Consider the following 21,167-nt stretch of genomic DNA (forward strand, 5'->3'; position numbering starts at 1 on the left):
CCTCGACTCGCTGGCGCTCGCTCGGAGAACGTTCCGGGGCGCGCCCTACGCCGAGCGCGCCCGCGTCAGCGCCAGCCCCGTGAACACCGCCAGTTCGTCGCCGACCTGGCCGATGCGTGAGGCGAGCTCGTCGCCGGGGTGGGGTCCGTCCCACTCGTCGGCCGTCGCATAGAGGCACGTCGGCAGCACCACCGCGCGCAGGAACGCCAGCATCGGCCTCACCGACTGGTCGAGCACCAGCGTGTGCCGCTGCGTACCTCCCGTCGCCGCGATCGCCGTCGGCAACCCGCGCAGCGTGTCCAGCGGAAGCGTGTCCAGGAACGATTTCAGGAGCCCCGAGAACGACGCGTTGATCGTCGGCGTCACGACGACGAGCGCGTCAGCCCCTTGCAGGACAGCGATCGCGTCGGCCACCGACGGCCCGGCCACGCCGGTCACGACGGCCTCGGTGACGTCGCCCGCGAACGTCCGCAGCTCGAGGTGGCGTACGCGGGTCCCCGCGCCCATGGCCCGCGCGGTGGCATCGCCGAGCGCGATGCCGAGCCGCGCCGTGCTGGACGCGGGGCCGTGGCCGGCCGTGACGACGGCGACCGTGGGACCGGGTTCCGCGCTGGACAAGGGAACCGAAGCAGAGAAGGACTCCGAAGCGAACGTCATCGCGCCTCCTCCAGTCGCTCGCGCCGCGTCGCCAGCACCCAGCGCGCCAGCGCGTCGATCGCGAAGCCGACGGTTCCGATGACGAGGATCAGCGCGGTGATGTGATGATAGGCCAGCTGGTCCTTGGCGTTGAGGATCTGATAGCCCAGCCCGGAGGTCACGCCCAACATCTCGGCCGGCACGATCACCACCCACGCGAGTCCGATCGCCTGCCGCACGCCGGCGAGCACGCGCGGCTGGATGCTCGGCAGCACGACGAATCGGAGCACCTCCCAGCGCGTCGCCCCGAGCGTACGCAGGGTCTCGCGGTGGGCCGGATCGACGGCGCGTACGCCGTCGGCGGTCGCGACGAGGATCGGCCAGACCGCCGCCGCCGCGACCAGCGCGACCACCGGCGCGTCGCCCACGCCGACCGCGATGATGGCGACGGGCGCCCACGACAGGGGCGAGACCATCCGGAGGAACAGCTGGACCGGCCGGGTGGCGGCGTCGAGCCAGGCGAGTTGGCCGACCAGCACGCCGCCGACGGCCCCGAGCACGAAGGCGATCGCGAGCCCCGCCAGCAGGCGGAACACGCTGGTCGCGGCCCCGTCGACGAGCAGCCCGGAGCGCCACAGTTCCACCATTCCGGTGACGGCGCGGTCGGGGGCGAACTGCGCGACGAGCGGGCGGTGCACGAACAGCACGCGCGTGAGCAGCCACCAGATGCCGACGGCGGCCAGAATGCCGGCGGCGGGCAGCCACGCGGGGGCCGGGCGGCGGCGTACGCCTGGCTCGGCCGGGCCGCGCGCCGCGCCGAGGTTGCGGGGCAGGGTCAGGGAGGTCACGGGACCACCACTTCCTGTCGGGGTTGGGGAATGGGGAGGCCGGCGCGCTCCAGGGACGCGCGGACGAAGCGGTCATCGACGAGCTCGCGATGGGCCGCGGCCGGGTCGAGCCCGGCGAGGAAGCGCGTGTCGCCGTCGACGAGGTTGTTCTGCAGCAGCCCGACGAGCTGGGCGGTCGCGCTCGCCTGCGGGAAGGCCGAGAAGCCGAGGCGCTCGCCGTGCCAGTCGGCGTTGCGGGTGATCCCCGCGTACGCCGCGGGGTCGCGGGTGAACACCTTCGCGACGGCGGGCTCGGGCTGGGGCAGGAACTGCGTACGCGAGGTCAGCACGGGGGCGGCCTCGGCGCGATGCTCGCCCAGCCAGCGTTGCGCGGCGACGACACCGTCGACGATCGCCTGGACGGCGCGGGGCTGGCCGCCGACGAGGTCCTCGCGGACGACGACGGCGCAGCACGGATGATCGCGCCAGACGTCGCCGAGGAAGCGATGCACGCGGCCGATGCCGCGCACCTCGGCGACCGCGTTGAACGGGTCGGCGACGGCGTACGCGGAGATGGCCCCCGATGCGAGGGCCGACACCATGTCGGCGGGCGCCATGACGGCGAGCTCGACGGTGCGGTCGGCGGTCGAGGCGGTGCGGCGGACGACAGGGGTGAGCCCGGCCGACGCCAGCAATCGCTGCGTCAGCAGGGAATGCACCGACCACCACGACGGCACGGCGACCCGCTTGCCGGCGAGCTGGGCGAGGTCGGTGATCGCGGGGGCGACTGTGAGCGCCGATCCGTTGGTGTGGCCCCAGGCGACGACCTTCAGCGGCGTGCGCGCGGCCAGCCGCATCTGCAGCGCGAACGGCATCAGCAGGTGGACGACGTCGACCTCGCCGACGGCGAAGGCCTGCGCGAGCGACTCCCACGAGCGGAACAGCACGGGCTTGGCCGAGCGCAATCCCTGCGCGGCAAGGAATCCCTGCTCGTGGGCGGTCAGCAGGGCCGACGCGTCGGTGATGGGGAGATAGCCGATGCGGACCTCGCGGTCGAGCACCGGCGGGGCGTCGGTCGCGAGCGCGGAGTCGCCACCGAGCGCGAGCCAGCCGCCGCGGGCGGCGAGCCCGCCGAGGCCGACGGCGGCGGTGACGCGGCCGCCCAGGCGGAGGGCCTGGCGGCGGGAGATCCGATCAGACACGGCTCGCTCCTCGCGTGACGTTCGGCGCCGCGTCCGCGAACCCCGACCACTCCTCGTCGTCGTGCTCGCGCGCGGGGGCGCCGAGGTCGGCGTACCCGGCCCGGATCGCCCCGCGCAGCGGGTGCACCGAGGCGGCCGCGTGGTCAACCGCGGGCTCCGACGCCCACCGCCGCACGATGGTGCCGCCCGCGCCGAACAGCACGATCTCGTCGGCGAGGATCAGCGCCTCGTCGATGTCGTGGGTGACGATGACGGCGGTGAGGCCGTCGCGCTCCACGGCCGTCCGCAGCCACGCCTGCAGCTCGGCCCGCGACGCCGGGTCGAGCGCCGAAAACGGCTCGTCGAGCAGCAGCAGGTCGGGCGAGATCGCCAGCGCCCGGGCCAGCGACGCGCGCTGGGCCTGACCGCCGGAGACCTGGTCGGGCCACCGGTCGACGACCTCGCCGAGGCCGAGCAGGTCGACGAGCTCGCGTACGCGCTCGGGGTCGTGCCCGTTCGCGCGCAGCTTCTGGCCCAACGCGATGTTCTCGCCGATCGTCAGCCAGCCGAACAGGTGGGCGTCCTGGTGGACGACGCCCTCGCGCGCGCTCGTGCCGCCGGCGAGCTCGACCGCGCCCTCCGACGCGGCCAGCTCGCGGGTGAGCAACTTCAGCAGCGTCGACTTGCCGACGCCCGAGGGCCCGAGAACGGCGACGACCGACCCGCGGGCGACCTCGAGGTCGATGCGGTTGAGCACCCGCCGACCGCCCAGGGCGACGCTGACGCCGTCGAGGCGGACGACGGGCTGCGTCGCGTCAACCGGCCGGCGCTCGCCACCGCGATGTCGCCCCACCGTCGAACGGGAGACCTGAGCCGTCATGACAGCTGTGCCAACTCCCAGCGCAGCTGCCCCTCCGACGGGGACTGCACCGGCAGGAACGCCGCCTCGCGGAAGCGGCGCGACGCGCCGTTGCGCACCTGGTAGCCGCGGCCACCCGCCAGCGTCGCCTCCAGTCGCGTCGCCCGTCCCGCCAGGCCGCTGGCGTCGAGGCGGAGCTGCAGGAGCTCGCGTACGCCCGCGCTCGCGGTGTCGGCCGCCAGCCGCTGCCAGGTGGCGAGGAAGGCGTCGACCTCGGTACGCAGGGCCGCGACCTCGCCGCCGAACACGGCGTTGTCGCCGCGGTCGAGCGCCGCCTCGGCCTCGGCGAGCGAGCGCCGGATCAGGCCGGCGCAGAACGCGGTCTGCAGCACGAGGAACGTCGGGCGGAAGGCCCGCGCGAACCCCGTCAGGTCGGTGGACAGGATCTGGTCGTCGGCCACGCGTACCCCGGCGAACTTCAGCGTGCCCGACGCCGTGGCGTCGAGCGCGAGCAGCCCGGTGAGGTGGCGGTGCTCGAGACCCGGCGACGCCAGCGGGACCCACGCGACGATCGTCTCGCCGGTCTCCGCGCGCGCCGGGACGACCAGCACCGCGTCGTCCACGAGGTTCGACGCCCACGGGATGAAGCCGTCGATCTCCCAGCCGCCGTCGACCCGGCGCGCGGTCGTGCCGAGCTCGCCGACGCCGGCCAGCGCCTTCAGGCCCGAGGCCATCGCCGTCACGCCGACGGCGCGGCCCGCGCGGAGGTCGGCGAGGAGCTGCTCGCCGCGCTCGGAGCGGGTGCCGCGGGCGACATAGTCGGTCGCCATGCGGTGGGCCCAGAGGCCAAACGCGGTCGGCATGCACTCCTCCGCCAGGGCGGCGATGACCTCGGCGGCCGGACGCACGTCGGAGGCGTCGCCATCGAGCAACTCGTCGATGCCGACGTCGAGCAGGCCGGCCTCGGCGAGCGACGCGAGGTGGGACGAGGCCGGCGTACGGTTCGCGTCGACGTCGTCGGCGGCCGCCGCGACCGTACGCAGGACGTGCGCGGCCTCCAGCGGCAGGGCGGTGGCCGTCGTGGTCATCGCGCGACGAGGTCGTCGATGGAGCCGAGCACGTGGAGGCGGTCGATCGGCGTGCTCACGGCGTCGCGGGCGCGGACGACGGCGTCGGTGTCGGGGCCGTCATAGAAGCAGAGGCACTTCTGCATGTCCTCGCGGACGTAGGTGCGCAGGAAGTCGACCTCCGGGACGTTCGCATACAGCGGCGACTTCTCCTTCTTGCGCGCCAGGTAGGTGTCCATGTCGATGTGGGCCGGGATGTCCCACTCGACGAGGTGGGTCGCCTCGGGGCGCTTGGCCTTGATGTCGGCGAGGTCGGCGCCGACGAGGCGGACCTGTGCGGGCTCGGAGGCCACGGTGCCGGCGGGGTCGAGGTCGGCGAGCGCGGCGGCGTCGGCGGCCTCGACGATGGCGAAGACGCGGCCGTGGTCGGCAGTGACCTGAGACTCGATGAGCTCGGCACCGGTGGCGGGGGCCTGGGCGGCGACGGCGTCGATGGTGGCGCGGACGCCCTCGGGGGTGGTCTCGGCGGGGACGATCTCGACGAGGAACAGCGAGGTCATGGGGACTCCTAGCGACTGAGCGGGTGGTAAATACGTTTCCTCAATGAGGTTATAGGGGTATGCAATGGCACCCAAATTGGGGTCCGGGGGATGGGATGGGGGCTTCGACTCGCTGGCGCTCGCTCAGCCAACGTGAAACGCGCGCTCGCTCAGCCAACGCGCGTGAGTGGCTTCGACTCGCTGGCACTCGCTCAGCCAACATGAAACGCGCGCTCGCTCAGCGAACGTCAGACTCCGGTCCCCGCGCTGCAGACCCTCGGCCTATGGGCCTCGGCACGTCCGCGCCCTAGGGTGGTCGTGATGTCCGACCCCCATGCCACCGCCGTACGCCGGGCCGCGCCGCCGCGCCCCGGCCGCCCCGACGTGACCAGCGAGGGCATCGGCTGGCGCGGCGACCTGATCCTCGCCGCCCTGGCACTCGTGACGACGCTCGCGATGACCAACCTCGTCTACCAGCAGAACAACCTGCTCCGCGTCATCGTGACGGTCTTCATGGTCGTGCCGCTGGCGCTGCGCCGGCGCTATCCCATGGCGATGCTCGCCATCGTCACCTTCGGCGGCATGCTCCACGTCGCGTGGTCCGACTCGCCCCAGCCGTGCCTGGGCGTCGTCCCGTTGGTCGTCTTCTCGGTCGCCCGCTTCGTCGACGCGCGCCCGTCCCGCGCCGCGGTCGTCGTCGGCATCGTCGCCTCGGTCGCCGGACCCCTCAGCTGGGCCCGCGGCGGCCTGGGCTGGGAGTTCAACTCGATCGTCCTCGCCATGCTCGTCTGCCTCGGCATGGTCGTGACCCCCTACGTCGTCGGCCGCCGCCTTCGCGAGGCCGAGATCACCAAGATCAAGGAGCGCCGCGCCGAGGCCGAGCGCCACCGCATCGAGCTCGCCGAACGCGAGCAGGCCGCCCGCATGGTCGAGGTCAACGTGCGCCAGGAGATCGCCCGCGAGCTCCACGACATCGTCGCCCACTCCCTGTCGGTCATGGTCGTGCAGGCCGAGGGTGCCCGCGCGCTGGCGGTCAAGAAGCCCGAGCGCGCCCAGGAGGCCCTCGCGACGATCGCCGAGACCGGCCGCGAGTCGCTCGAGGAGATGCGCCGCATCGTCGGCGTCCTGCGCTCCGACCGCGACGACACCGCGTACGCCCCCACGCCCTCGTTCGCCGACATCCCCGAGATGGTCGCGCGGACGGGCGACCGCGTACGCCTGACCGTGCACGGCTCCCCCACCTCCGGCAGCCAGGCCGTGCAGCTTACGGTCTATCGCATCGTCCAGGAGGCCATCACCAACGTGCTCAAGCACGCGGGTCCGCTGGCGACCGCGGACGTGACGCTCGACTATGACCACGACGAGGTACGCGTGGCCGTGACCGACGACGGCGTCAGCGTACCCGACACGTTCGACGGCCGCGGCAACGGCCTCAAGGGCATGGCCGAACGGGTCGCCGCCATGGGCGGCGTGCTCGAGACCGGCCCCCGACGCGGCGGCGGCTTCGGCGTACGCGCGACCCTCCCACTCCACCCGACCGGCAGCCACCCGCGGCTGCCGAAACCCGGCACCACCCCCGAAAGGACCTTTCCATGATCAGGGTGTTCCTCGTGGACGACCAGTCGCTCGTACGCAGCGGCTTCCGCATGCTCATCGAGTCAGAGGACGACATGGAGGTCGTGGGCGAGGCCTCCGACGGCGCCGCGGGCGTCAAGGCGCTGCTGGCGAAGCCCGTCGACGTGGTGCTGATGGACATCCGCATGCCGGTGATGGACGGCGTCGAGGCGACCCGCCGCCTGGTCGAGGCCGGGCTCGGCACGCGCGTGCTGGTGCTGACGACGTTCGACCTCGACGAATATGTGTTCGCCGCGCTGAAGGCCGGCGCGTCAGGGTTCATGCTGAAGGACGCGAAGCCCGAGGAGCTGCTGACCGCGATCCGCGACGTGGCCCGCGGCGACGCGGTGGTCGCCCCGTCGGCGACGCGACGACTGCTGGACCACGTCGTGCCGACGCTGCCGACCAACCCGGCCGACGAGGGCCCCGACCCGCGGCTGGAGGTGCTCACCGAGCGCGAACTCGAGGTGTTGAAGGAGATCGCCGTCGGCGCGACGAACACCGAGATCGGCCAGCGCCTCTATATGGCCGAGGGGACGGTGAAGACCCACATCGGGCGCCTGCTGTCGAAGCTGCAGGCCCGCGACCGGGTCAGCCTGGTGCTGTTCGCGTATGAGACGGGGATCGCGGGACGCTGAGCGCCCCGCGATCCCCTCCCTGCTTCAGTTCCCTGCAGTCGTTCCAGGTGTCAGACCTTCGGCTGCGAGACGCCCGGGATGGCGTACACGCGGGACCAGTCGACGTCGAAGTACGCCTCCTGCATGCCGCCCTTGCCGAAGAAGTTGTCCAGCTGGATGGTCTGGGCCATTGGGGTGGGCGCGTTCTGCACGCCGTCCTGGTCGTAGTGGAACCACTCGACGCCGTCGATGTAGCCGGTCAGGCCCTCGGGGCTCCACTCGAAGCCGTAGTTGTGCCACTTCGACAGGTCCATCGGGCAGAGGCGCGCCTCCTCCTGGCGCTTCGGCTGGTGGTTCGGGTAGTGCAGGAACGCGCTCGCGCAGGTGTTGCCGACGTTGACCTCGAAGAGGTCATATTCGGCGCCCGACGGCAACTTGTCGTTGTGGGGCCAGGTGATGAGGACGGGGTGGTAGGCGTGGCCGGTCGCGCCCTTCGCGGCGTTGACGCGGGCGCGGACCTCCCAGCGACCGTACTTCTGGGCCAGCTTCGACCGTACGCCGGCCGAGTCGCCGCTCTCCTCGCCGGTCTGGCGCAGGTATTCGCCGTTGACGTGGTTGTTCTTGACGCAGCGTCGGCCGTTCTTGTTGTGGCCGGGCCAACACTCGGAGCCGGCGCCCCCCTCGGAACCGTTCTGCCCGTAGACCATCCACTTGGTGCGGTCGGGCGTGCCCACGTAGTTGAACTCGTCGGACTCGGGCAGCGGGGTGCCCCAGTTGTTCCGCTTGGCGGCGGACTTCGGGCCGGGGTCGGCGCCGGGATCGTGGGGCTTGGCCGCGTTCGCGGGGGCGGTCGGGGCGAGCAGCGTCGCGCCCAGGGCCAGGGTCGCGGCGGCCGCGCCGAGGGTCTTCGACAGCGCCTTCTTCGTGGGCAGCGTGGTCATGATGCCTCCTTGCATCGGGGAACCGGGGTCCCGGGGTGAGTCCGCCGGCGTGGGTTTAACGCTAAACGCGTGCCCGGGGTCCTGACAAGGGGTCATTTCAGATTCTGGTCAGGTCGGTCCGCCGGCGGCGTTCGCGGGCCACCACCTCCCCGTCTCCGGACAACACCGCGCGCGGCTCGGACAACACCTGGCGCAACGGGCGCGGGGTTGGCTGAACACACCGAATCAAACGGCCCCGCGCACGTCAGCCCAACCCGGAGGAACCCATGTCCGTCACCGCCCTGAACCGCGAGTGGTCCCAGCTCGACCTCGCGGCCCACGCCACCGTCGCCCGCTGGGCACTCGCCCACCGTGCCCTCGCGGGCTGCCGCAGCCTCGACGACGTGCTCGAGGCCATCCGCCGCGATCCCGACGCCGCCCTCGGGGCGCTGCTGGCCGAGGACCGGCAGGGGGGCGCGTACGCGGGCCGCGTCGTGCTGCAGGCCATGCTCGGCAAGGTCGTCGCGATGGCGTCGCGCGACGCGGGGGCGACGGCGGAGGAGTACGCGGCCCAGCTCTGGCTCGTGATCCGGGCCTATCCGCTGGAGCGGCGCCCCGAGCGCATCGCCGCCAACCTGGCTCTGGACACCCTGAAGGCCGTGAAGGCCGAGCGCGACCCGCGCACCGTCGCGGTCGAGGCGGTCGACGACGCCCCCGCGGTCGAGCCGGCCGACCACGACGACCTGCGCGCCCGGCGGGTGCTCCGGGCGGCCGAGGAGTTGGGCCTGATCGACGCCGACACCCACGCGGTGTTGGCGAGCGTCTATGCCGAAGGGCTCAGCGGGATCGCTGCCGCCGAGCGGCACCGCACGTCGGCCCAGGCGATCCGCAAGCGCTGCTCGGTGTCCGTACGCCGGCTCGCGGCCCACCGGCTGGAACTGCTGGAAGTGGCGTGAGCGAGGCGCCACGCTGGCTGAGTGACTTCGACTCCTTCGTCGCTCAGTCAACGTGGGTGACTTCGACTCCTTCGTCGCTCAGTCAACGTGGGTGACTTCGACTCCTTCGTCGCTCAGTCAACGTGGGTGACTTCGACTCCTTCGTCGCTCACTCAACGTGGGTGACTTCGACTCCTTCGTCGCTCAGTCAACGTGGGGAAGGGGCGCTCAGTCCGCGCGGGTCACCGCACCACCCCGCATCCGAGATCTGGCCGTAGAATCCTCCGGTGAGCAACCGCAGCCAGTGGCAGGACATGATCGAGCGCGACCCCGACCATTCGGAGCGGTATGCCCAGCGCTGGCGCGACCTGGCGGCCGCCGGTGAGGACATCGTCGGCGAGGCCCGTTTCGTCGACGCCATGGTCGGCCGCGGTGCCCACGTGCTCGACGCCGGGTGCGGGTCGGGCCGCCTCGGCGGCCACCTCGCCGCCCAGGGCCACCGCGTCGTCGGCGTCGACCTCGACCCCAAGCTCATCGAGGTCGCGCGCGCCGGCCACCCCACCGCGCGCTGGTTCGCCGGCGACCTGTCGGCCCTCGACCTCCCCGCCCAGGGCATCACCGAGGGGTTCGACGCGATCGTCTGCGCCGGCAACGTGATGACGTTCCTCCACCCCGACACGCGGCGCGAGGTGCTGCGCCGCCTGGGGCTCCACCTCAGGGCGGCCGAGGGGGACCGCGCGGCTGGCCGTCTGGTCGTCGGCTTCGGCCGCGGCCGCGGCTATGAGTTCCAGGACTACCTCGACGACTGCGCCCACGCGGGCCTCGAGGTGCAGCTCGGCCTCAGCACGTGGGACCTCCGCCCGTTCGACGCCGACTCCGACTTCCTGGTCACGGTGCTCGGCCGCGCATGACCCAGCAGCAGTGGCGGGAGCGTACGCAGTGGCCGCTCCTCGGGGCGGCCGTGGCGTTCGTGGTGGCGTACACCCTCCAGGTCGTCGCCCACCTGACCGGCCCGGCGCGGACGGCGACGATGGCGGTGCTGGGCCTGACGTGGCTGGTGTTCGCCGTCGACTACGTCGTGAACCTGAAGCTGGCCCCCCACCGCCTGCGCTGGTTCCTGCGCCACCTCCACGAGCTGGCGTTCGTGCTGCTCCCGGCGCTGCGGCCGCTGCAGCTGCTGCGGCTGATCAGCCTCGTGACGGTCTTTCAGCGAGCCGCGGGACGAGCGCTGCGCGGGCGGTTCCTGATCACGGCGATCGCGACGGCCGCGATCATCTGCTACATCGGCGCGCTGGCGGCGCTCGACCTCGAGCGCGGCGCTCCTGACGCCACGATCACCACGTTCCCCGAGTCGCTGTGGTGGGCTCTCACGACGCTGATCGGGGTCGGGGAACTGCGTACGGTCACCTGGCCCGGCCGCCTCGTCGCCGTCTTCCTCATGATCACCGGTATGGCGCTGTTCGGCGCGATCACCGCGTCCCTCGCGTCGTGGCTCGTCGACGAGACCGACGACGAGGACGACGAGGAACGCGAGCGCGTGACGCGCCAGAAGGTCACGGCGCTGCACGACGAGGTACGCGAGCTCCGAACCCAGTTGGCGCAGTTCATGGAGGAGCACCGGCGCTAGGTGGAAGTCTCCGCCCCTGACGAGTGGCCTCGCGCTCCCGGATCGACCTAGCGTCGTGGCATCAGCCACTCGGAAGGTCCCGCCATGAAGCTCCGCTCGAAGTTCATCGTCCTCGCCGGCGCCACCGCGATCGGCGTCGTGGGCGGCGCCGCCGGGTCGGCCGTCGCCGCGCCGAAGTCGGCGTACCCGAAGCCGGTCCACCAGTACGTGACCCACCCGCAGGGGTTCAACGACGCCGCCGAGGTGCGGATCGTCGGCGGCCAGGTGAAGTGCAACGTGAAGCTCGCCACGGTGAACCATGACGGCGTGAAGGCGACCGTACGCGAGGACCTGGCCCCGCTGGTCAAGGAGCTCTTCCGGATCACCGAGGAGAAGTACGGCTATCAGCTGAAGAAGGAGTCGACGGGCGGCTACAACTGCCGGTTCGTGCGGGGGTCCACGACGTCGATCTCGAACCACTCGTACGGCCGTGCGGTCGACATGAACTGGAACGACAACCCGATGTCGTCATCGTTCAAGAGCGACATCCCCCCGGCGGTGGTGAAGCTGTGGATGGAGCACGGTTTCTATTGGGGCGGTCACTACAAGTCGCGGCCCGACACCATGCACTTCGAATATGTCGCGCCGCGCGGCAAGATCGACACCTACGTCGCCTCGGCGAAGAAGATCGGCAAGCCTGAGCCGACTAAGCCGCCGACGACGACGAAGCCGGCGACCACCAAGCCCGCGACCCCGAAGCCGGCCACCACCAAGCCCGCGACGACGAAGCCGGCGACCACGAAGCCGGCCACCACCAAGCCGGCGACCACGAAGCCCGCGACCACCAAGCCGGCCACCACCAAGCCCGCGACCACCAAGCCGGCCACCACCAAGCCCGCGACCACCAAGCCGGCCACCACCAAGCCCGCGACCACCAAGCCGGCCACCACCAAGCCCGCGACCACCAAGCCGGCGCCGACGAAGCCGTCCACGGTCGAGCCGCCAAAGCCGACGGTCACCCCCGAGCCCACGCGTCCCCCCGGCACGCCGGTCGAGACCACGCAGCCCACGATCCCGGCCCCCACCACGGAGGCCCCCGTGCCCGTCGACCCGGCGCCCACCACCGAGGTGCCCGCCGACCCCGCGCCCGTCGACCCGGCGCCGACGACCGAGGCACCCGCGCCGGTCGATCCTCCCGTCGATCCCGCTCCCGAGGTCCCGGCCGGTCCCGCCGGCGACACCACCCCGGGCCACGACGAGCATGACCACGCCGCCGATCCCCACGCGGCAGACCCCGCGACCGAGGGGGGTCTGGCGAACACCGGGGCGGACGACGACCTGACCTTCCCCGCGCTTGGCGGCCTCGCCGGACTCGCCCTGGGCAGCGCCCTGCTGTTCCGCCGCCGCAGCTGACACAGCGAAGGGCCCACTGACCGGGTGGGTGGCGGAGTTGAGCCGTGACTACACGGTTCAACTCCGCCACCCGCCCGGTCAGTTCGCGTCTCCGATCAATCCTGACCGCCATTCACCGGATCCTTCCGGTCCCCAGAAGTCTTGATCGGTCAACGAACTGCCCTAGTGTCGAACCCATCGCTCAGGCGATTCCACGGTGCAGGGCGGGGGCGCCCTGCACCCTGGGGGGACTGCGTCCGGCACCGGAGGCCTACGGTGTCGGACGCCCCACCCCCCGCCTCCGCCCCTTCTCCGCCGCCGACGGCGACTGACAAACCGCCACCCGCCGGGCTTTCTGCAGGGCTCGCGCCCGACACCGTGGCAGACTGGCAGGCGATCTGCGGGCCGCCCGGCCCGCCGCCCGACCACCCGCGGCCCAGGACGGTGACGTGAGCTCGACCCCGACGCAGGCCCCCGAGGCCGACGATGCGGCCGACCGGCCCGCCGTCTACTACCACTTCGGGCCCCATCACAACGGGCTGCCGCCGCTGCGGAAATACTTCACCGAGCTGTGGCAGCGCCGCGAGTTCGCGGTCGAGCTGTCGAAGTCGAACATGCGGGCGACGAGCTCGGACACGTTCTTCGGCCAGCTGTGGCTGGTGCTCAACCCACTGCTGATGGCCGGCGTCTATTTCCTCCTCGTGGCGATCCTGTCGGGTCGCACGGTGGAGAACCCGAAATATTTCGCCCACCTCACCACGAACCTGTTCGCCTTCACCCTCATCACGACCTGCGCCAACGCGGGAGCCACCTCGGTGACGACGGCCGGCAAGCTGATCCTCAACACCGCGTTCCCCCGCCTGCTCATCCCGCTCGGGGCGGTCCACACGGCCTTCATGCGGTTCCTGCCGACCGTGCTCGTCACCCTGGTGATCCTGATCTTCACCCCGACCCTCGCCTGGTCGCCCAAGATGCTGGCGGCCGCGTACTTCTTGGTGTTGATGGTCCTGTTCGGCGCCGGGCTGGCGGCGTTCTTCGCGACGATGCAGGTCTATTTCCGCGACACCAACAACTTCCTGCCGTTCTTCGTGCGCATCTGGACCTACCTGTCGCCGATCCTCTGGACCGTCCCGCAGGTCAAGGACACGGGCTGGCTGCACACGGCGGCGCAGGTGAACCCCGCGTACTCGCTGTTGGGCGGCTATTCGTCGCTGCTCATCGAGGGCGTCTTCCCGTCGCTGGCCACGTTCGGGATCGCGACCGCCTGGGCCGTCGGCACGTTCGTGCTCGGGTCGCTGTTCTTCATGTCGAGGGAGCGTGAGTTCGCTGTCCGCATCTTCTGAGCCGATGAACCCGCTCACCCCCGAGCCGTACGCGGGCCGCACCCGCACCACGCGCGACGGCTTCACCCTCGAGCCCGACCACACCGACCTGGCGGTGCGGGTGCAGAACCTGTCGATCACCTACAAGACGACGTTCGAGAAGAAGCCGACGCTGAAGCAGACGGTGATCCGGTTCGGCCGCGGCACGCGCCAGGTCCACACCGTCGAGGCGCTCAAGGACGTGTCGTTCGACGTGAAGCTCGGCACCACCATGGGCGTCATCGGCGCCAACGGGGCCGGCAAGTCGACGCTGCTGCGCGCGCTGGCCGGCATCCTGCCGCCCACCTCCGGACACGTGGAGACCTGGGGAAAGGCCTCGACGATGCTCGCGCTCGGCGTCGGGTTCAACAGCGCGCTGACGGGCCGCGAGAACATCATGCTGGGCGGGCTGGCGGCGGGCTTCACCAAACAGCAGGTACGCGACCGCACCGAGCAGATCGGCCGCTGGGCCGAGGGCGACACCGACTCGTTCATCGACCGGCCCATGCGTACGTATTCGTCGGGCCAGAACGCCCGCGTCGGGTTCTCGGTGGGCGTCCACATGGACCCCGACATCCTGATGGTCGACGAGGCCCTGTCCACCGGCGACGCGGGATTCCGCGAGCGGGCGGCGGCGAAGCTCGAGGAGCTGCGGGAGAAGTCGCGCGCGATGTTCTTCGTCTCCCACGGGCTGTCGTCGGTGAAGGAGCTCTGCAACGACTGCATCTGGCTCGACCACGGGAAGCTGATGATGCGCGGCCACCCCGACGAGGTGTGCGAGGCCTACCTCGAGTTCCTCCACATCAAGGGCAACGGCGAGGATCTCCGCTCCGAGGAGATGTAGCGCACGATCGGAGAAGCCGGCGTACGCGTCCTGGGCGCAGGGTGGAGTCATGACACAGACACCACACACGCCCAGCACCCCGCACGACGTCGTGACCGCGTACGCAGCCGCGATCGACGCCCTGGACGCCGACGCGCTGGTCGCGCTGTATGCGGACGACCTCCGCCTGCTCGACTCGTTCTTCTGGCAGGTCGACGGCCGCGACGCGTGGGCCGACCACGTCCGTCAGTGGTTCGGCACCATGACCGCGTCGAAGGGCACCCGGACCGAGAACGTCATGGTGACCGAGGGCAGCGACGTCGCCGGCCTCTCGATGGACGTCCTGTTCACGGGCGTCAGCACCGAGGGCAAGGACGAGAGCCTCTGGAACCGGCTCACGTGGGTGTTGCGCCGCGAGGGCGACGGCTGGCTGATCGCGCAGGAACACACGTCGGTGCCGCTGAAGATGGAGGACGGTACGCCGGACTTCCGGCCGACGGACTGAGTCGCCCTACGTCGTCCGCGGCTCGCACTGCGCCGCGCGCGCCCGCGTACGCCTCCAGCCCAGTGTCGGCAGCGTCGCGAACAGGACGCCCGCCAGCACCAGCGCGACGCCGGCCGCCTGGGTGAGCCCGAAGGGCTCGCCGACGACGACCACGCCCAGCAGCGTGCCGACCACCGGGTTGACCAGCCCGAGCACCGACACCGTCGCCGCGCGCAGGTGGCGCAGGCCGTTGAACCACGCCAGGTAGGCGATGGCGGTGCCGAAGACGGCGAGGTACGCGTACCCCGCCAGGTTGGTCGCCGTCAGCGCCGGCGGCGCGCCCTCGACCGCAAGTGCGACGGGGACGATCATCAGGCCGCCGAACAGCAGCTGCCACGTCGTGAGCGTGAACAGGCCGGCCGGCGGCTGCCAGCGCTTCACGAGCACGAATCCGACCGCCGACATCAGCATGGCTCCCGCCGACGCCGCGAGCCCGATCGGGTCCGGGTGGACCGCGCCGCGCAACACGAGCAGCCCGACGCCGACGAGCCCAACGAGGGCGCCGACCACACCGCGCGCCCGGACGCGCTCCGACAGGAGGGCGGCGGCGAGGAACGTGACCACGAGCGGCGAGCTGGCCGCGATGGTGGAGGCGAGGCCGCTCGGGAGGCGATAGGCCGAGAGATAGATCAGCGGGAAGAAGGCGCCGATGTTCAGCGCCGACAGGATCAGCACGCGACCCCACCAGCCGCGCGGCGGGAGACGGCGTACGAACAGCAGGAAGACCAGGCCCACCGGAACCGCGCGCAGGACCGCGCCGAACAGGGGCCGGCCGGGCGGCAGCAGGGTCTGGGCGACCACATAGGTGCTCCCCCACGCGATCGGCGCGAGGAGGGTGAGCAGGACGGTGACGGCCAGCGAACCCCGGAGACTTTTGGTTTCCATGGAAGATAGTTTGTCTTCCTTGGAAGCTAAAGGCAAGTCTCGGGTACGCTGACCCCCATGGAGGACGCCGTCGATCGCCTGCTGGCGCAGTGGGCCCGCGAGCGCCCCGACCTCGACACCTCGCCGATGGGCCTGATCGGCCGCGTGCATCGCCTCGGCGACCTGCTCGAACGCGAGCTGCGGCCGGTGTTCGCGGACGCGGGCCTGGGCAACGGGGAGTTCGACGTGCTGGCGACGCTGCGGCGCATGGGGCCGCCCCATCGCGCCACGCCGACCGAGCTGGGCGCCCAGATGATGGTCACCTCGGGCGCGGTCACCAAGCGCATCGACCGGCTCGTCTCGGCCGGGCTGGTGGGCCGCGAGACGTGCGCCACCGACGGGCGCGGCCGCGAGATCTCGCTGACCGACGCGGGCCTGCGGCTGATCGACGACCTCGTGGCGCGCCACGTGGCGAACGAGGAGCGGCTGCTGGCGGGGCTGTCGGCGGACGACCGCGAAGCGTTGGCGGCGATCCTGCGGCGGTGGCTGGTCAGCCTGGAGGAGTGAGTCTGCGGCCGCTCAGGCGCCCGTGATCCGGTCGAGGAACTCCGCGAGGTCGCCCGACTCCCCGTCGCGCCCGCCCCGGCCGATGACCATGGGCGGCGGGGCCGCGACCAGGCGTACGCCGGCCAGCCGCTCGCGCAGGCCGCCCGGCACCGACAGGTTGTAATAGCCCCCGTCGGTGCCGATGGCGAGGAGCTCGTTGCGGCGGAGATACCAGCCGGAGCGGTCGGTGCGTACGCGGTGGCCGCCCGGCAGCGTCGCCCGCAGCGGGACCGGCGCGATGTCCTCGCGCTCGGCCCGCGCCACGAACGCGTCGATCAACTCCTGCGCCCGTGCGGCTTCGGCCGCACGGGCGCGCTCGAGAGCGGCGGCGTGGTCCATGGCACGTTCGCGACGATCCATGAAGCCATCTTCACACCGGTCCCTCTACAAGACAGCAAGCAGCGCGAACGACACCAGCCAGTGCGTCGACATGAAGTCGCCCTCGATGATCTCCCGCTCGACCTCCGCGATCATGCCCGGCGTACGCTCCGCGATCCGGTCGGCCTGCTCCCGCCCGCAGTGGGGCGCGAGCGCCCGGAGCTGCGCCGCCCGGGCCAGGACGAGCCCGAACAGGTGCACGAGCTTGCCGTCGGTGCGGTCGATGACCTCGGGCACGTCGAGCAGGATGTCGCCCTCGAACGCCAACCGGGGCAGGAAAGCCGTCAGCCACGGGTCGAACTCGTCGCGCGGCAGCACGCGCCTCATGAGGTCGGCCTCCGAGAGCGCCGCCGACAGGAAGTCGTTGCCGCTCGGCTCATAGCTCACCGGATAGTCGCGGTCGGCGAGGAACCAGCGTCGGGCGTTCTCGTCGATCGCCTCGACCACGTCCGTACGCCCCAGCGCGCCGAACGCGTCGCGGCACAGGGCCACGCCGAACGCGGTGTTGTCGTGCTGGCCGGTGCGGACCGGATAGACCAGCTTCGGCATCCACGCCACGAGGTTGTCGGCCACGGCGTCGGCGATGATCGCCGTCGCCTCGGCCCACTGGGCGGCGTTCGGCTGCGCCGAGTCGCGCGCGGCGACGGCCAGCATGGCCGCCCAGCCCCAGCCGTAGGGCCGCTCGAACCGCGGGTGGCGCCGCAGGTAGTCGGCCTCCACCTGCGCGTTCGCCACCGTGAGCCGCTCGTCGAGCTGGGCGGTGATGGCCGTACGCGTGGCCTCGTCGATGTGGTCGGAAGCCCTGTCCAGCAAGGTGATTCCCGACCACTGCATGTGGCACGACGAGTGCCAGTCGAGTGACGCGTGGAAGCTCGGGTGGAGCTTCCACGGCGTCACGTCGCAGTCGTCCGCGTCCAGCGACACGTGCGTCGACGCCCAGGGGAACGGCGTCGTGAGCACGCGGACGACGGTCTCGGCCCAGGGCTGGGCGTACGCGTCCTTCCAGCTGGCTTCGGCTCGCTCAGCCAACGGGGAATCGTGATCTGTCATGTCAGGACACCTTCGGGAAGCAGAGGAAATACATGAGGAGGACGTTGCAGACGAAGATCAGCGCGGCCGAGGGCAGCTGGGCCTTGATCGGGCCGTACTGGTCCTTGAGCTCCAGCAGCGCCGCCGGGACGAGGTTGAAGTTCGCCGCCATCGGGGTGCAGAGCGTGCCGCAGAACCCTGCGAGCATGCCGATCGCGAAGATCGAGGCCGGGTTGCCGCCGAACATCTGCACCAGCACCGGCCAGCCGACCGCCGCCGTCATCACCGGGAAGGCCGCGAAGGCGTTGCCCATGATGATGGTGAACACGGCCATGCCGACGCAATAGACGAGCACCGCCGCGAACAGCGAGCCGTTCGGCAGGATCTGCTTGGTGATCGTCCCGACGGCCTTGCCGACGCCGGCCTGGTTGAACAGCAGGCCCAGCGTGGCGAGGAACTGCGGCAGGATCGCCGCCCAGCCGATGTGGCCGAGCAGGCGGTCGCCCTCGGTGAACGGCACCATGACGTTCTTCTCGCGGAACAGCACCATGGCGGCGACGAGCGCCACGACGGCGGCGATGCCGAGGCCGATGATGGTCGCCATGCCCTTCTCGAGGAAGAGCTGCGAGCCGGCCTTGACGTTGAACATGCCCATCAGGGCGAAGACCGCAGCAACCCCCGGGATCAGCAGGGCGGGGATGAGCAGCTTGTTGCCGTAGCGCTGGGCGCCGGCCTCGCGGAACTCCTCATCGGTGGTGCGGTCCTTGCCCTTGCCGGGGAAGCCGAGACCGGCGAGTGCGGCGAGCGCGAGGACGGCGATGCCCTCGATCAGCGGCGAGCCGGTCTTCTTCACCACGAAAGTGCCATAGACGAAGGTGAACGCGAGGATCGCCCAGAACGCGGCCGAGCCGATGCGCTTGCGGTCGGTGGTGTCACGCAGACGGATCACCGAGATCACGAGGAAGAACAGGGCGCAGAGCCAATAGAACCATTCGACCTTGATCATCGCTTGTCCTCCTTGGGCTCACCGGTGGCGACGCCCGACGCGTCATGGGGTTCGGTCGTCGAGAGTCCGGCGCCGGTCGAGGCACCGCCCGCGAGCGCCAGCTTCTTCAGGTTCTTGTCGAGCATCATCAGGCGGAAGCCGTGGATGATGAAGGCGCAGATGGCGGTGGGGATGGCCCACAGGGCGATCTCGAGCGCCTCGAGCTTCAGCCCGTAGGTCGCGTCGACGAAGCCCGTGATCAGCAGGATCGAGCCGATGGCCATGAAGATGTCCTCGCCGAAGAACAGGCCGATGGTGTCGGCCGAGCTGGCGTACGAACGGACCTTCTCGCGCATCTTGTCGGTCAGCTTGCCGTGCGTACGCTCCGCCGAGGCCTCGGCCATGGGGGCGACGAGCGGGCGCACCGCCTGTGCCGGCCCGCCGATGGCGGTCAGACCGACGGCGGCGGTGAGCTGGCGGATGAGGAGATAGACGGTGAGCAGCTTGCCGGCCGTCATCGACTTGAGCTTGCCGATGAGGCGGCGGGCCTGCTGCATGAGGCCGAAGCGCTCGATCATTCCGATGACCGGCAGGACGACGATGAACACGGTCACCGAGCGCGACCCGGCGAAGCCGGTGCCGAACGCCTCGACGATCTTGATGGGGTTGATGCCAGCGATCAGGCCGGCGGTGATGCCGGCGAGCGCGACGACCAGCATCGAGTTGATTCTGAGTGCGAAGCCGACGACCACGACGGCCACGGCGAGCAGGACCCACATGGGCGGTCTCCCTGAACGGGGGGCGCCCCGATGGCGCCCGCTGCGCGCACACTAGACATTGTTGAACAAGGTCGGCAAGGGGTCTCGTGTTTTCCGAGGCGCGTCATGGGCCGACGAGGTGCCTCTCGGCGTCGAGCAGATAGGTCTCCAGGGCCACGGCAGCGCGGGGCAGGTCGCCGGCGCGGACGAGTTCCAGAATGCGGCGGTTCTCGTCCAGATAGCGGTCATGGACCTCGTCGGGCGTGCCCGCGGTGAGGAAGAACAGCCGGATCTCGGTGACGAGGATCGACATCAGGCGGTCGACGACGCGGTTGCCGGCCAGGGCGGTGAGGGCGAGGTGGAAGGAGCCGTTCATCGTGCCGACCGTGGCCCAGTCGCCGGCGTCGCGGGCGCGCTCGGCCGCGCCGACCGCGTCCTCGATGCGGGCGATCTCCACAGGCGTAGGAATTCCCGCATGCGCCGCGAGCTCGCGGAGCGCGCCGACCTCGACCATGCGGCGGACGGCATAGATCTCGTGGGCCTCGGCCTCGTCGATGGTGCGGACGAACACCCCGCGATGGGGCCGGTGCTCGACCAGCCGGTCGTGGGCCAGGAGGCGGAACGCCTCGCGCAGCGTGTTGCGGCTGACGCCGTGGGCGGCGCCCAGGCTGACCTCGTCGAGCCGGGCCCCCGGGGGGAGGTTGCCGGCCAGGACCTCCTGGCGAATCTCATCCGCGACGGTGGTGGCCGCCGACGCCGCATGTTCCATGGGGTCATGGTGACACGCGCATTTCCCCGTCCGCGGACCGGTCAGGTCTTGACACCGCCTGATCGTTCAACAATCCTGCGACAATGACGCGCACGATTGATCTCAACGCCGACATGGGCGAGTCGTTCGGCCAGTGGTCGATGGGCGACGACGACGCCCTGCTGTCGGTCGTCAGCTCGGCCAACGTCGCGTGCGGATTCCACGCGGGCGACCCCTCGGTGCTGCTGCGCACGTGCCGGCTGGCGGCCGAGCGCGGCGTACGCGTGGGCGCGCACGTCGCCTATCGCGACCTGGCGGGCTTCGGGCGCTCGTTCATCGACGTCGACCCGCGCCAGCTGTACGCCGACGTGCTCTATCAGCTCGCCGCCATCGACGGCGTCGCTCGGACGGTCGGCACCCGCGTGGGCTATGTGAAGCCCCACGGGGCGCTCTACAACGCGATCGTCCACCACGAGGCCCAGGCCGAGGCCGTGGTGCGGGCGGTGGCGGACGTCAACGAGCGGCTCGATCATCCCCTTGCCCTGTTGGGATTGCCGGGCTCGGTCGCCCTGGGCCTCGCGGAGCAGGCGGGCGTACGCGCGGTGCGCGAGGCGTTCTGCGACCGGGCGTACAACGCGGACGGGACGCTGGTCTCGCGCCGGCTCGAGGGGGCCGTGCTGCACGACCCCGACGCGGTCGCGGCGCGCATGGTCGAGCTCGTCACCACGGGCTCGCTGGCCGCGATCGACGGCACGCGCGTCGAGATCGAGGCCGACTCGGTGTGCGTCCACGGCGACTCCCCGGGCGCGGTGGCGATGGCGACCCGCGTACGCGCGGCCCTGACCGACGCCGGCGTGCGCGTCGAGGCGTTCACGTGA

24 protein-coding genes are annotated in these 21,167 nt (G+C 71.3%); 11 read left to right on the forward strand and 13 right to left on the reverse strand.

The genetic code is table 11. The features are described 5' to 3' along the window. Nucleotides 1–45 precede the first annotated feature (45 nt). The 6 genes from ACYVAG_RS11150 to ACYVAG_RS11175 are packed head-to-tail and all read right to left on the reverse strand — an operon-like array spanning nucleotide 46 to nucleotide 5,130. The gene (locus ACYVAG_RS11150; protein ID WP_460769691.1) at nucleotides 46–657 is read right to left on the reverse strand and encodes an NAD(P)H-dependent oxidoreductase; all 612 of its coding nucleotides are present in this window, start codon (nucleotides 655–657) and stop codon (nucleotides 46–48) included. Then, complete coding sequence (locus tag ACYVAG_RS11155; protein ID WP_460769693.1) at nucleotides 654–1,484, reverse strand: ABC transporter permease; 831 nt, start codon at nucleotides 1,482–1,484, stop codon at nucleotides 654–656. The genes ACYVAG_RS11150 and ACYVAG_RS11155 overlap by 4 nt, the downstream gene beginning before the upstream one ends. Further along, nucleotides 1,481–2,665, reverse strand: coding sequence for an ABC transporter substrate-binding protein (locus ACYVAG_RS11160; RefSeq protein WP_460769694.1), 1,185 nt, complete (start codon nucleotides 2,663–2,665; stop codon nucleotides 1,481–1,483). The genes ACYVAG_RS11155 and ACYVAG_RS11160 overlap by 4 nt, the downstream gene beginning before the upstream one ends. Further along, on the reverse strand, nucleotides 2,658–3,497 hold the full coding sequence (locus tag ACYVAG_RS11165) for an ABC transporter ATP-binding protein (RefSeq protein WP_460769696.1): 840 nt from the start codon (nucleotides 3,495–3,497) through the stop codon (nucleotides 2,658–2,660). The genes ACYVAG_RS11160 and ACYVAG_RS11165 overlap by 8 nt, the downstream gene beginning before the upstream one ends. A gap of 23 nt (nucleotides 3,498–3,520) precedes the next feature. After that, a complete protein-coding gene (locus ACYVAG_RS11170) occupies nucleotides 3,521–4,591 on the reverse strand; it encodes a hypothetical protein (RefSeq protein ID WP_460769698.1) in 1,071 nt (356 codons plus the stop codon). Then, complete coding sequence (locus tag ACYVAG_RS11175; protein ID WP_460769699.1) at nucleotides 4,588–5,130, reverse strand: DUF4242 domain-containing protein; 543 nt, start codon at nucleotides 5,128–5,130, stop codon at nucleotides 4,588–4,590. Before ACYVAG_RS11175 ends, ACYVAG_RS11170 begins: the two co-directional genes overlap by 4 nt. A 300-nt stretch (nucleotides 5,131–5,430) precedes the next feature. Here ACYVAG_RS11175 and ACYVAG_RS11180 point away from each other — a divergent pair, with 300 nt between their 5' ends. Both ACYVAG_RS11180 and ACYVAG_RS11185 read left to right on the forward strand, forming a co-directional pair. Beyond that, entirely contained in the window at nucleotides 5,431–6,705 is a 1,275-nt protein-coding gene (locus ACYVAG_RS11180) for a sensor histidine kinase (RefSeq protein WP_460769701.1), read from the forward strand. Further along, nucleotides 6,702–7,361, forward strand: coding sequence for a response regulator (locus ACYVAG_RS11185; protein WP_460769703.1), 660 nt, complete (start codon nucleotides 6,702–6,704; stop codon nucleotides 7,359–7,361). The genes ACYVAG_RS11180 and ACYVAG_RS11185 overlap by 4 nt, the downstream gene beginning before the upstream one ends. Nucleotides 7,362–7,411: 50 nt before the next feature. Here ACYVAG_RS11185 and ACYVAG_RS11190 read toward each other — a convergent pair whose 3' ends face one another. Then, nucleotides 7,412–8,281 (reverse strand): glycoside hydrolase family 16 protein, encoded by an 870-nt coding sequence (locus ACYVAG_RS11190; protein WP_460769704.1) that lies wholly within the window; start codon nucleotides 8,279–8,281, stop codon nucleotides 7,412–7,414. Nucleotides 8,282–8,547: 266 nt separating this feature from the next. Between ACYVAG_RS11190 and ACYVAG_RS11195 the strand changes: the two genes are divergently transcribed. The 7 genes from ACYVAG_RS11195 to ACYVAG_RS11225 all read left to right on the forward strand — a co-directional run bounded on the left by ACYVAG_RS11195 (nucleotide 8,548) and on the right by ACYVAG_RS11225 (nucleotide 14,882). Then, entirely contained in the window at nucleotides 8,548–9,216 is a 669-nt protein-coding gene (locus ACYVAG_RS11195; RefSeq protein WP_460769705.1) for an RNA polymerase sigma factor, read from the forward strand. Nucleotides 9,217–9,482: 266 nt separating this feature from the next. After that, entirely contained in the window at nucleotides 9,483–10,106 is a 624-nt protein-coding gene (locus tag ACYVAG_RS11200; RefSeq protein ID WP_460769707.1) for a class I SAM-dependent methyltransferase, read from the forward strand. Further along, nucleotides 10,103–10,822, forward strand: a complete 720-nt coding sequence (locus tag ACYVAG_RS11205; protein WP_460769708.1) for an ion channel — start codon at nucleotides 10,103–10,105, stop codon at nucleotides 10,820–10,822. Before ACYVAG_RS11200 ends, ACYVAG_RS11205 begins: the two co-directional genes overlap by 4 nt. 84 nt (nucleotides 10,823–10,906) lie before the next feature. Next, on the forward strand, nucleotides 10,907–12,214 hold the full coding sequence (locus tag ACYVAG_RS11210; protein ID WP_460769709.1) for a M15 family metallopeptidase: 1,308 nt from the start codon (nucleotides 10,907–10,909) through the stop codon (nucleotides 12,212–12,214). A 428-nt stretch (nucleotides 12,215–12,642) separates the two neighbouring features. Continuing rightward, on the forward strand, nucleotides 12,643–13,536 hold the full coding sequence (locus ACYVAG_RS11215) for an ABC transporter permease (RefSeq protein WP_460769711.1): 894 nt from the start codon (nucleotides 12,643–12,645) through the stop codon (nucleotides 13,534–13,536). A gap of 4 nt (nucleotides 13,537–13,540) precedes the next feature. Beyond that, a complete protein-coding gene (locus tag ACYVAG_RS11220; RefSeq protein WP_460769712.1) occupies nucleotides 13,541–14,398 on the forward strand; it encodes an ABC transporter ATP-binding protein in 858 nt (285 codons plus the stop codon). Between the two features lie 49 nt (nucleotides 14,399–14,447). Continuing rightward, nucleotides 14,448–14,882: a YybH family protein gene (locus tag ACYVAG_RS11225; protein ID WP_460769714.1), complete on the forward strand. Its 435-nt coding sequence runs from the start codon at nucleotides 14,448–14,450 to the stop codon at nucleotides 14,880–14,882. 6 nt (nucleotides 14,883–14,888) lie between these two features. Here ACYVAG_RS11225 and ACYVAG_RS11230 read toward each other — a convergent pair whose 3' ends face one another. After that, nucleotides 14,889–15,806: an EamA family transporter gene (locus ACYVAG_RS11230; RefSeq protein ID WP_460769716.1), complete on the reverse strand. Its 918-nt coding sequence runs from the start codon at nucleotides 15,804–15,806 to the stop codon at nucleotides 14,889–14,891. Between the two features lie 57 nt (nucleotides 15,807–15,863). On the opposite strand from ACYVAG_RS11230, the gene ACYVAG_RS11235 reads away from it, so the two are divergent. Continuing rightward, nucleotides 15,864–16,352 (forward strand): MarR family winged helix-turn-helix transcriptional regulator, encoded by a 489-nt coding sequence (locus tag ACYVAG_RS11235; RefSeq protein WP_460769717.1) that lies wholly within the window; start codon nucleotides 15,864–15,866, stop codon nucleotides 16,350–16,352. A gap of 12 nt (nucleotides 16,353–16,364) precedes the next feature. On the opposite strand, the gene ACYVAG_RS11240 is transcribed toward ACYVAG_RS11235, so the two are convergent. From ACYVAG_RS11240 to ACYVAG_RS11260, 5 genes are all read right to left on the reverse strand, one after another. Next, entirely contained in the window at nucleotides 16,365–16,751 is a 387-nt protein-coding gene (locus ACYVAG_RS11240; protein ID WP_460769719.1) for a hypothetical protein, read from the reverse strand. A gap of 24 nt (nucleotides 16,752–16,775) precedes the next feature. Continuing rightward, on the reverse strand, nucleotides 16,776–17,819 hold the full coding sequence (locus ACYVAG_RS11245; RefSeq protein WP_460769721.1) for a DUF2891 family protein: 1,044 nt from the start codon (nucleotides 17,817–17,819) through the stop codon (nucleotides 16,776–16,778). Nucleotide 17,820: 1 nt separating this feature from the next. Next, nucleotides 17,821–18,804, reverse strand: a complete 984-nt coding sequence (locus ACYVAG_RS11250; protein WP_460769722.1) for a DUF979 domain-containing protein — start codon at nucleotides 18,802–18,804, stop codon at nucleotides 17,821–17,823. Further along, complete coding sequence (locus ACYVAG_RS11255; RefSeq protein ID WP_460769724.1) at nucleotides 18,801–19,562, reverse strand: DUF969 domain-containing protein; 762 nt, start codon at nucleotides 19,560–19,562, stop codon at nucleotides 18,801–18,803. Before ACYVAG_RS11255 ends, ACYVAG_RS11250 begins: the two co-directional genes overlap by 4 nt. A 103-nt stretch (nucleotides 19,563–19,665) precedes the next feature. Further along, nucleotides 19,666–20,310 (reverse strand): GntR family transcriptional regulator, encoded by a 645-nt coding sequence (locus tag ACYVAG_RS11260; RefSeq protein ID WP_460769726.1) that lies wholly within the window; start codon nucleotides 20,308–20,310, stop codon nucleotides 19,666–19,668. Between the two features lie 83 nt (nucleotides 20,311–20,393). Here ACYVAG_RS11260 and ACYVAG_RS11265 point away from each other — a divergent pair, with 83 nt between their 5' ends. Further along, nucleotides 20,394–21,167, forward strand: a complete 774-nt coding sequence (locus ACYVAG_RS11265; RefSeq protein WP_460769728.1) for a LamB/YcsF family protein — start codon at nucleotides 20,394–20,396, stop codon at nucleotides 21,165–21,167.

Source organism: Mariniluteicoccus flavus (assembly GCF_054776655.1).

Coding starts and splice junctions, on each gene's coding strand:
- ACYVAG_RS11150 (WP_460769691.1), bottom strand. CDS start 657: ATGACGTTCGCTTCGGAGTCCTTCTCTGCTTCGGTTCCCTTGTCCAGC.
- ACYVAG_RS11170 (WP_460769698.1), bottom strand. CDS start 4,591: ATGACCACGACGGCCACCGCCCTGCCGCTGGAGGCCGCGCACGTCCTG.
- ACYVAG_RS11175 (WP_460769699.1), bottom strand. CDS start 5,130: ATGACCTCGCTGTTCCTCGTCGAGATCGTCCCCGCCGAGACCACCCCC.
- ACYVAG_RS11180 (WP_460769701.1), top strand. CDS start 5,431: ATGTCCGACCCCCATGCCACCGCCGTACGCCGGGCCGCGCCGCCGCGC.
- ACYVAG_RS11185 (WP_460769703.1), top strand. CDS start 6,702: ATGATCAGGGTGTTCCTCGTGGACGACCAGTCGCTCGTACGCAGCGGC.
- ACYVAG_RS11190 (WP_460769704.1), bottom strand. CDS start 8,281: ATGACCACGCTGCCCACGAAGAAGGCGCTGTCGAAGACCCTCGGCGCG.
- ACYVAG_RS11195 (WP_460769705.1), top strand. CDS start 8,548: ATGTCCGTCACCGCCCTGAACCGCGAGTGGTCCCAGCTCGACCTCGCG.
- ACYVAG_RS11205 (WP_460769708.1), top strand. CDS start 10,103: ATGACCCAGCAGCAGTGGCGGGAGCGTACGCAGTGGCCGCTCCTCGGG.
- ACYVAG_RS11210 (WP_460769709.1), top strand. CDS start 10,907: ATGAAGCTCCGCTCGAAGTTCATCGTCCTCGCCGGCGCCACCGCGATC.
- ACYVAG_RS11220 (WP_460769712.1), top strand. CDS start 13,541: ATGAACCCGCTCACCCCCGAGCCGTACGCGGGCCGCACCCGCACCACG.
- ACYVAG_RS11225 (WP_460769714.1), top strand. CDS start 14,448: ATGACACAGACACCACACACGCCCAGCACCCCGCACGACGTCGTGACC.
- ACYVAG_RS11230 (WP_460769716.1), bottom strand. CDS start 15,806: ATGGAAACCAAAAGTCTCCGGGGTTCGCTGGCCGTCACCGTCCTGCTC.
- ACYVAG_RS11235 (WP_460769717.1), top strand. CDS start 15,864: ATGGAGGACGCCGTCGATCGCCTGCTGGCGCAGTGGGCCCGCGAGCGC.
- ACYVAG_RS11240 (WP_460769719.1), bottom strand. CDS start 16,751: ATGGATCGTCGCGAACGTGCCATGGACCACGCCGCCGCTCTCGAGCGC.
- ACYVAG_RS11245 (WP_460769721.1), bottom strand. CDS start 17,819: ATGACAGATCACGATTCCCCGTTGGCTGAGCGAGCCGAAGCCAGCTGG.
- ACYVAG_RS11250 (WP_460769722.1), bottom strand. CDS start 18,804: ATGATCAAGGTCGAATGGTTCTATTGGCTCTGCGCCCTGTTCTTCCTC.
- ACYVAG_RS11255 (WP_460769724.1), bottom strand. CDS start 19,562: ATGTGGGTCCTGCTCGCCGTGGCCGTCGTGGTCGTCGGCTTCGCACTC.
- ACYVAG_RS11260 (WP_460769726.1), bottom strand. CDS start 20,310: ATGGAACATGCGGCGTCGGCGGCCACCACCGTCGCGGATGAGATTCGC.
- ACYVAG_RS11265 (WP_460769728.1), top strand. CDS start 20,394: ATGACGCGCACGATTGATCTCAACGCCGACATGGGCGAGTCGTTCGGC.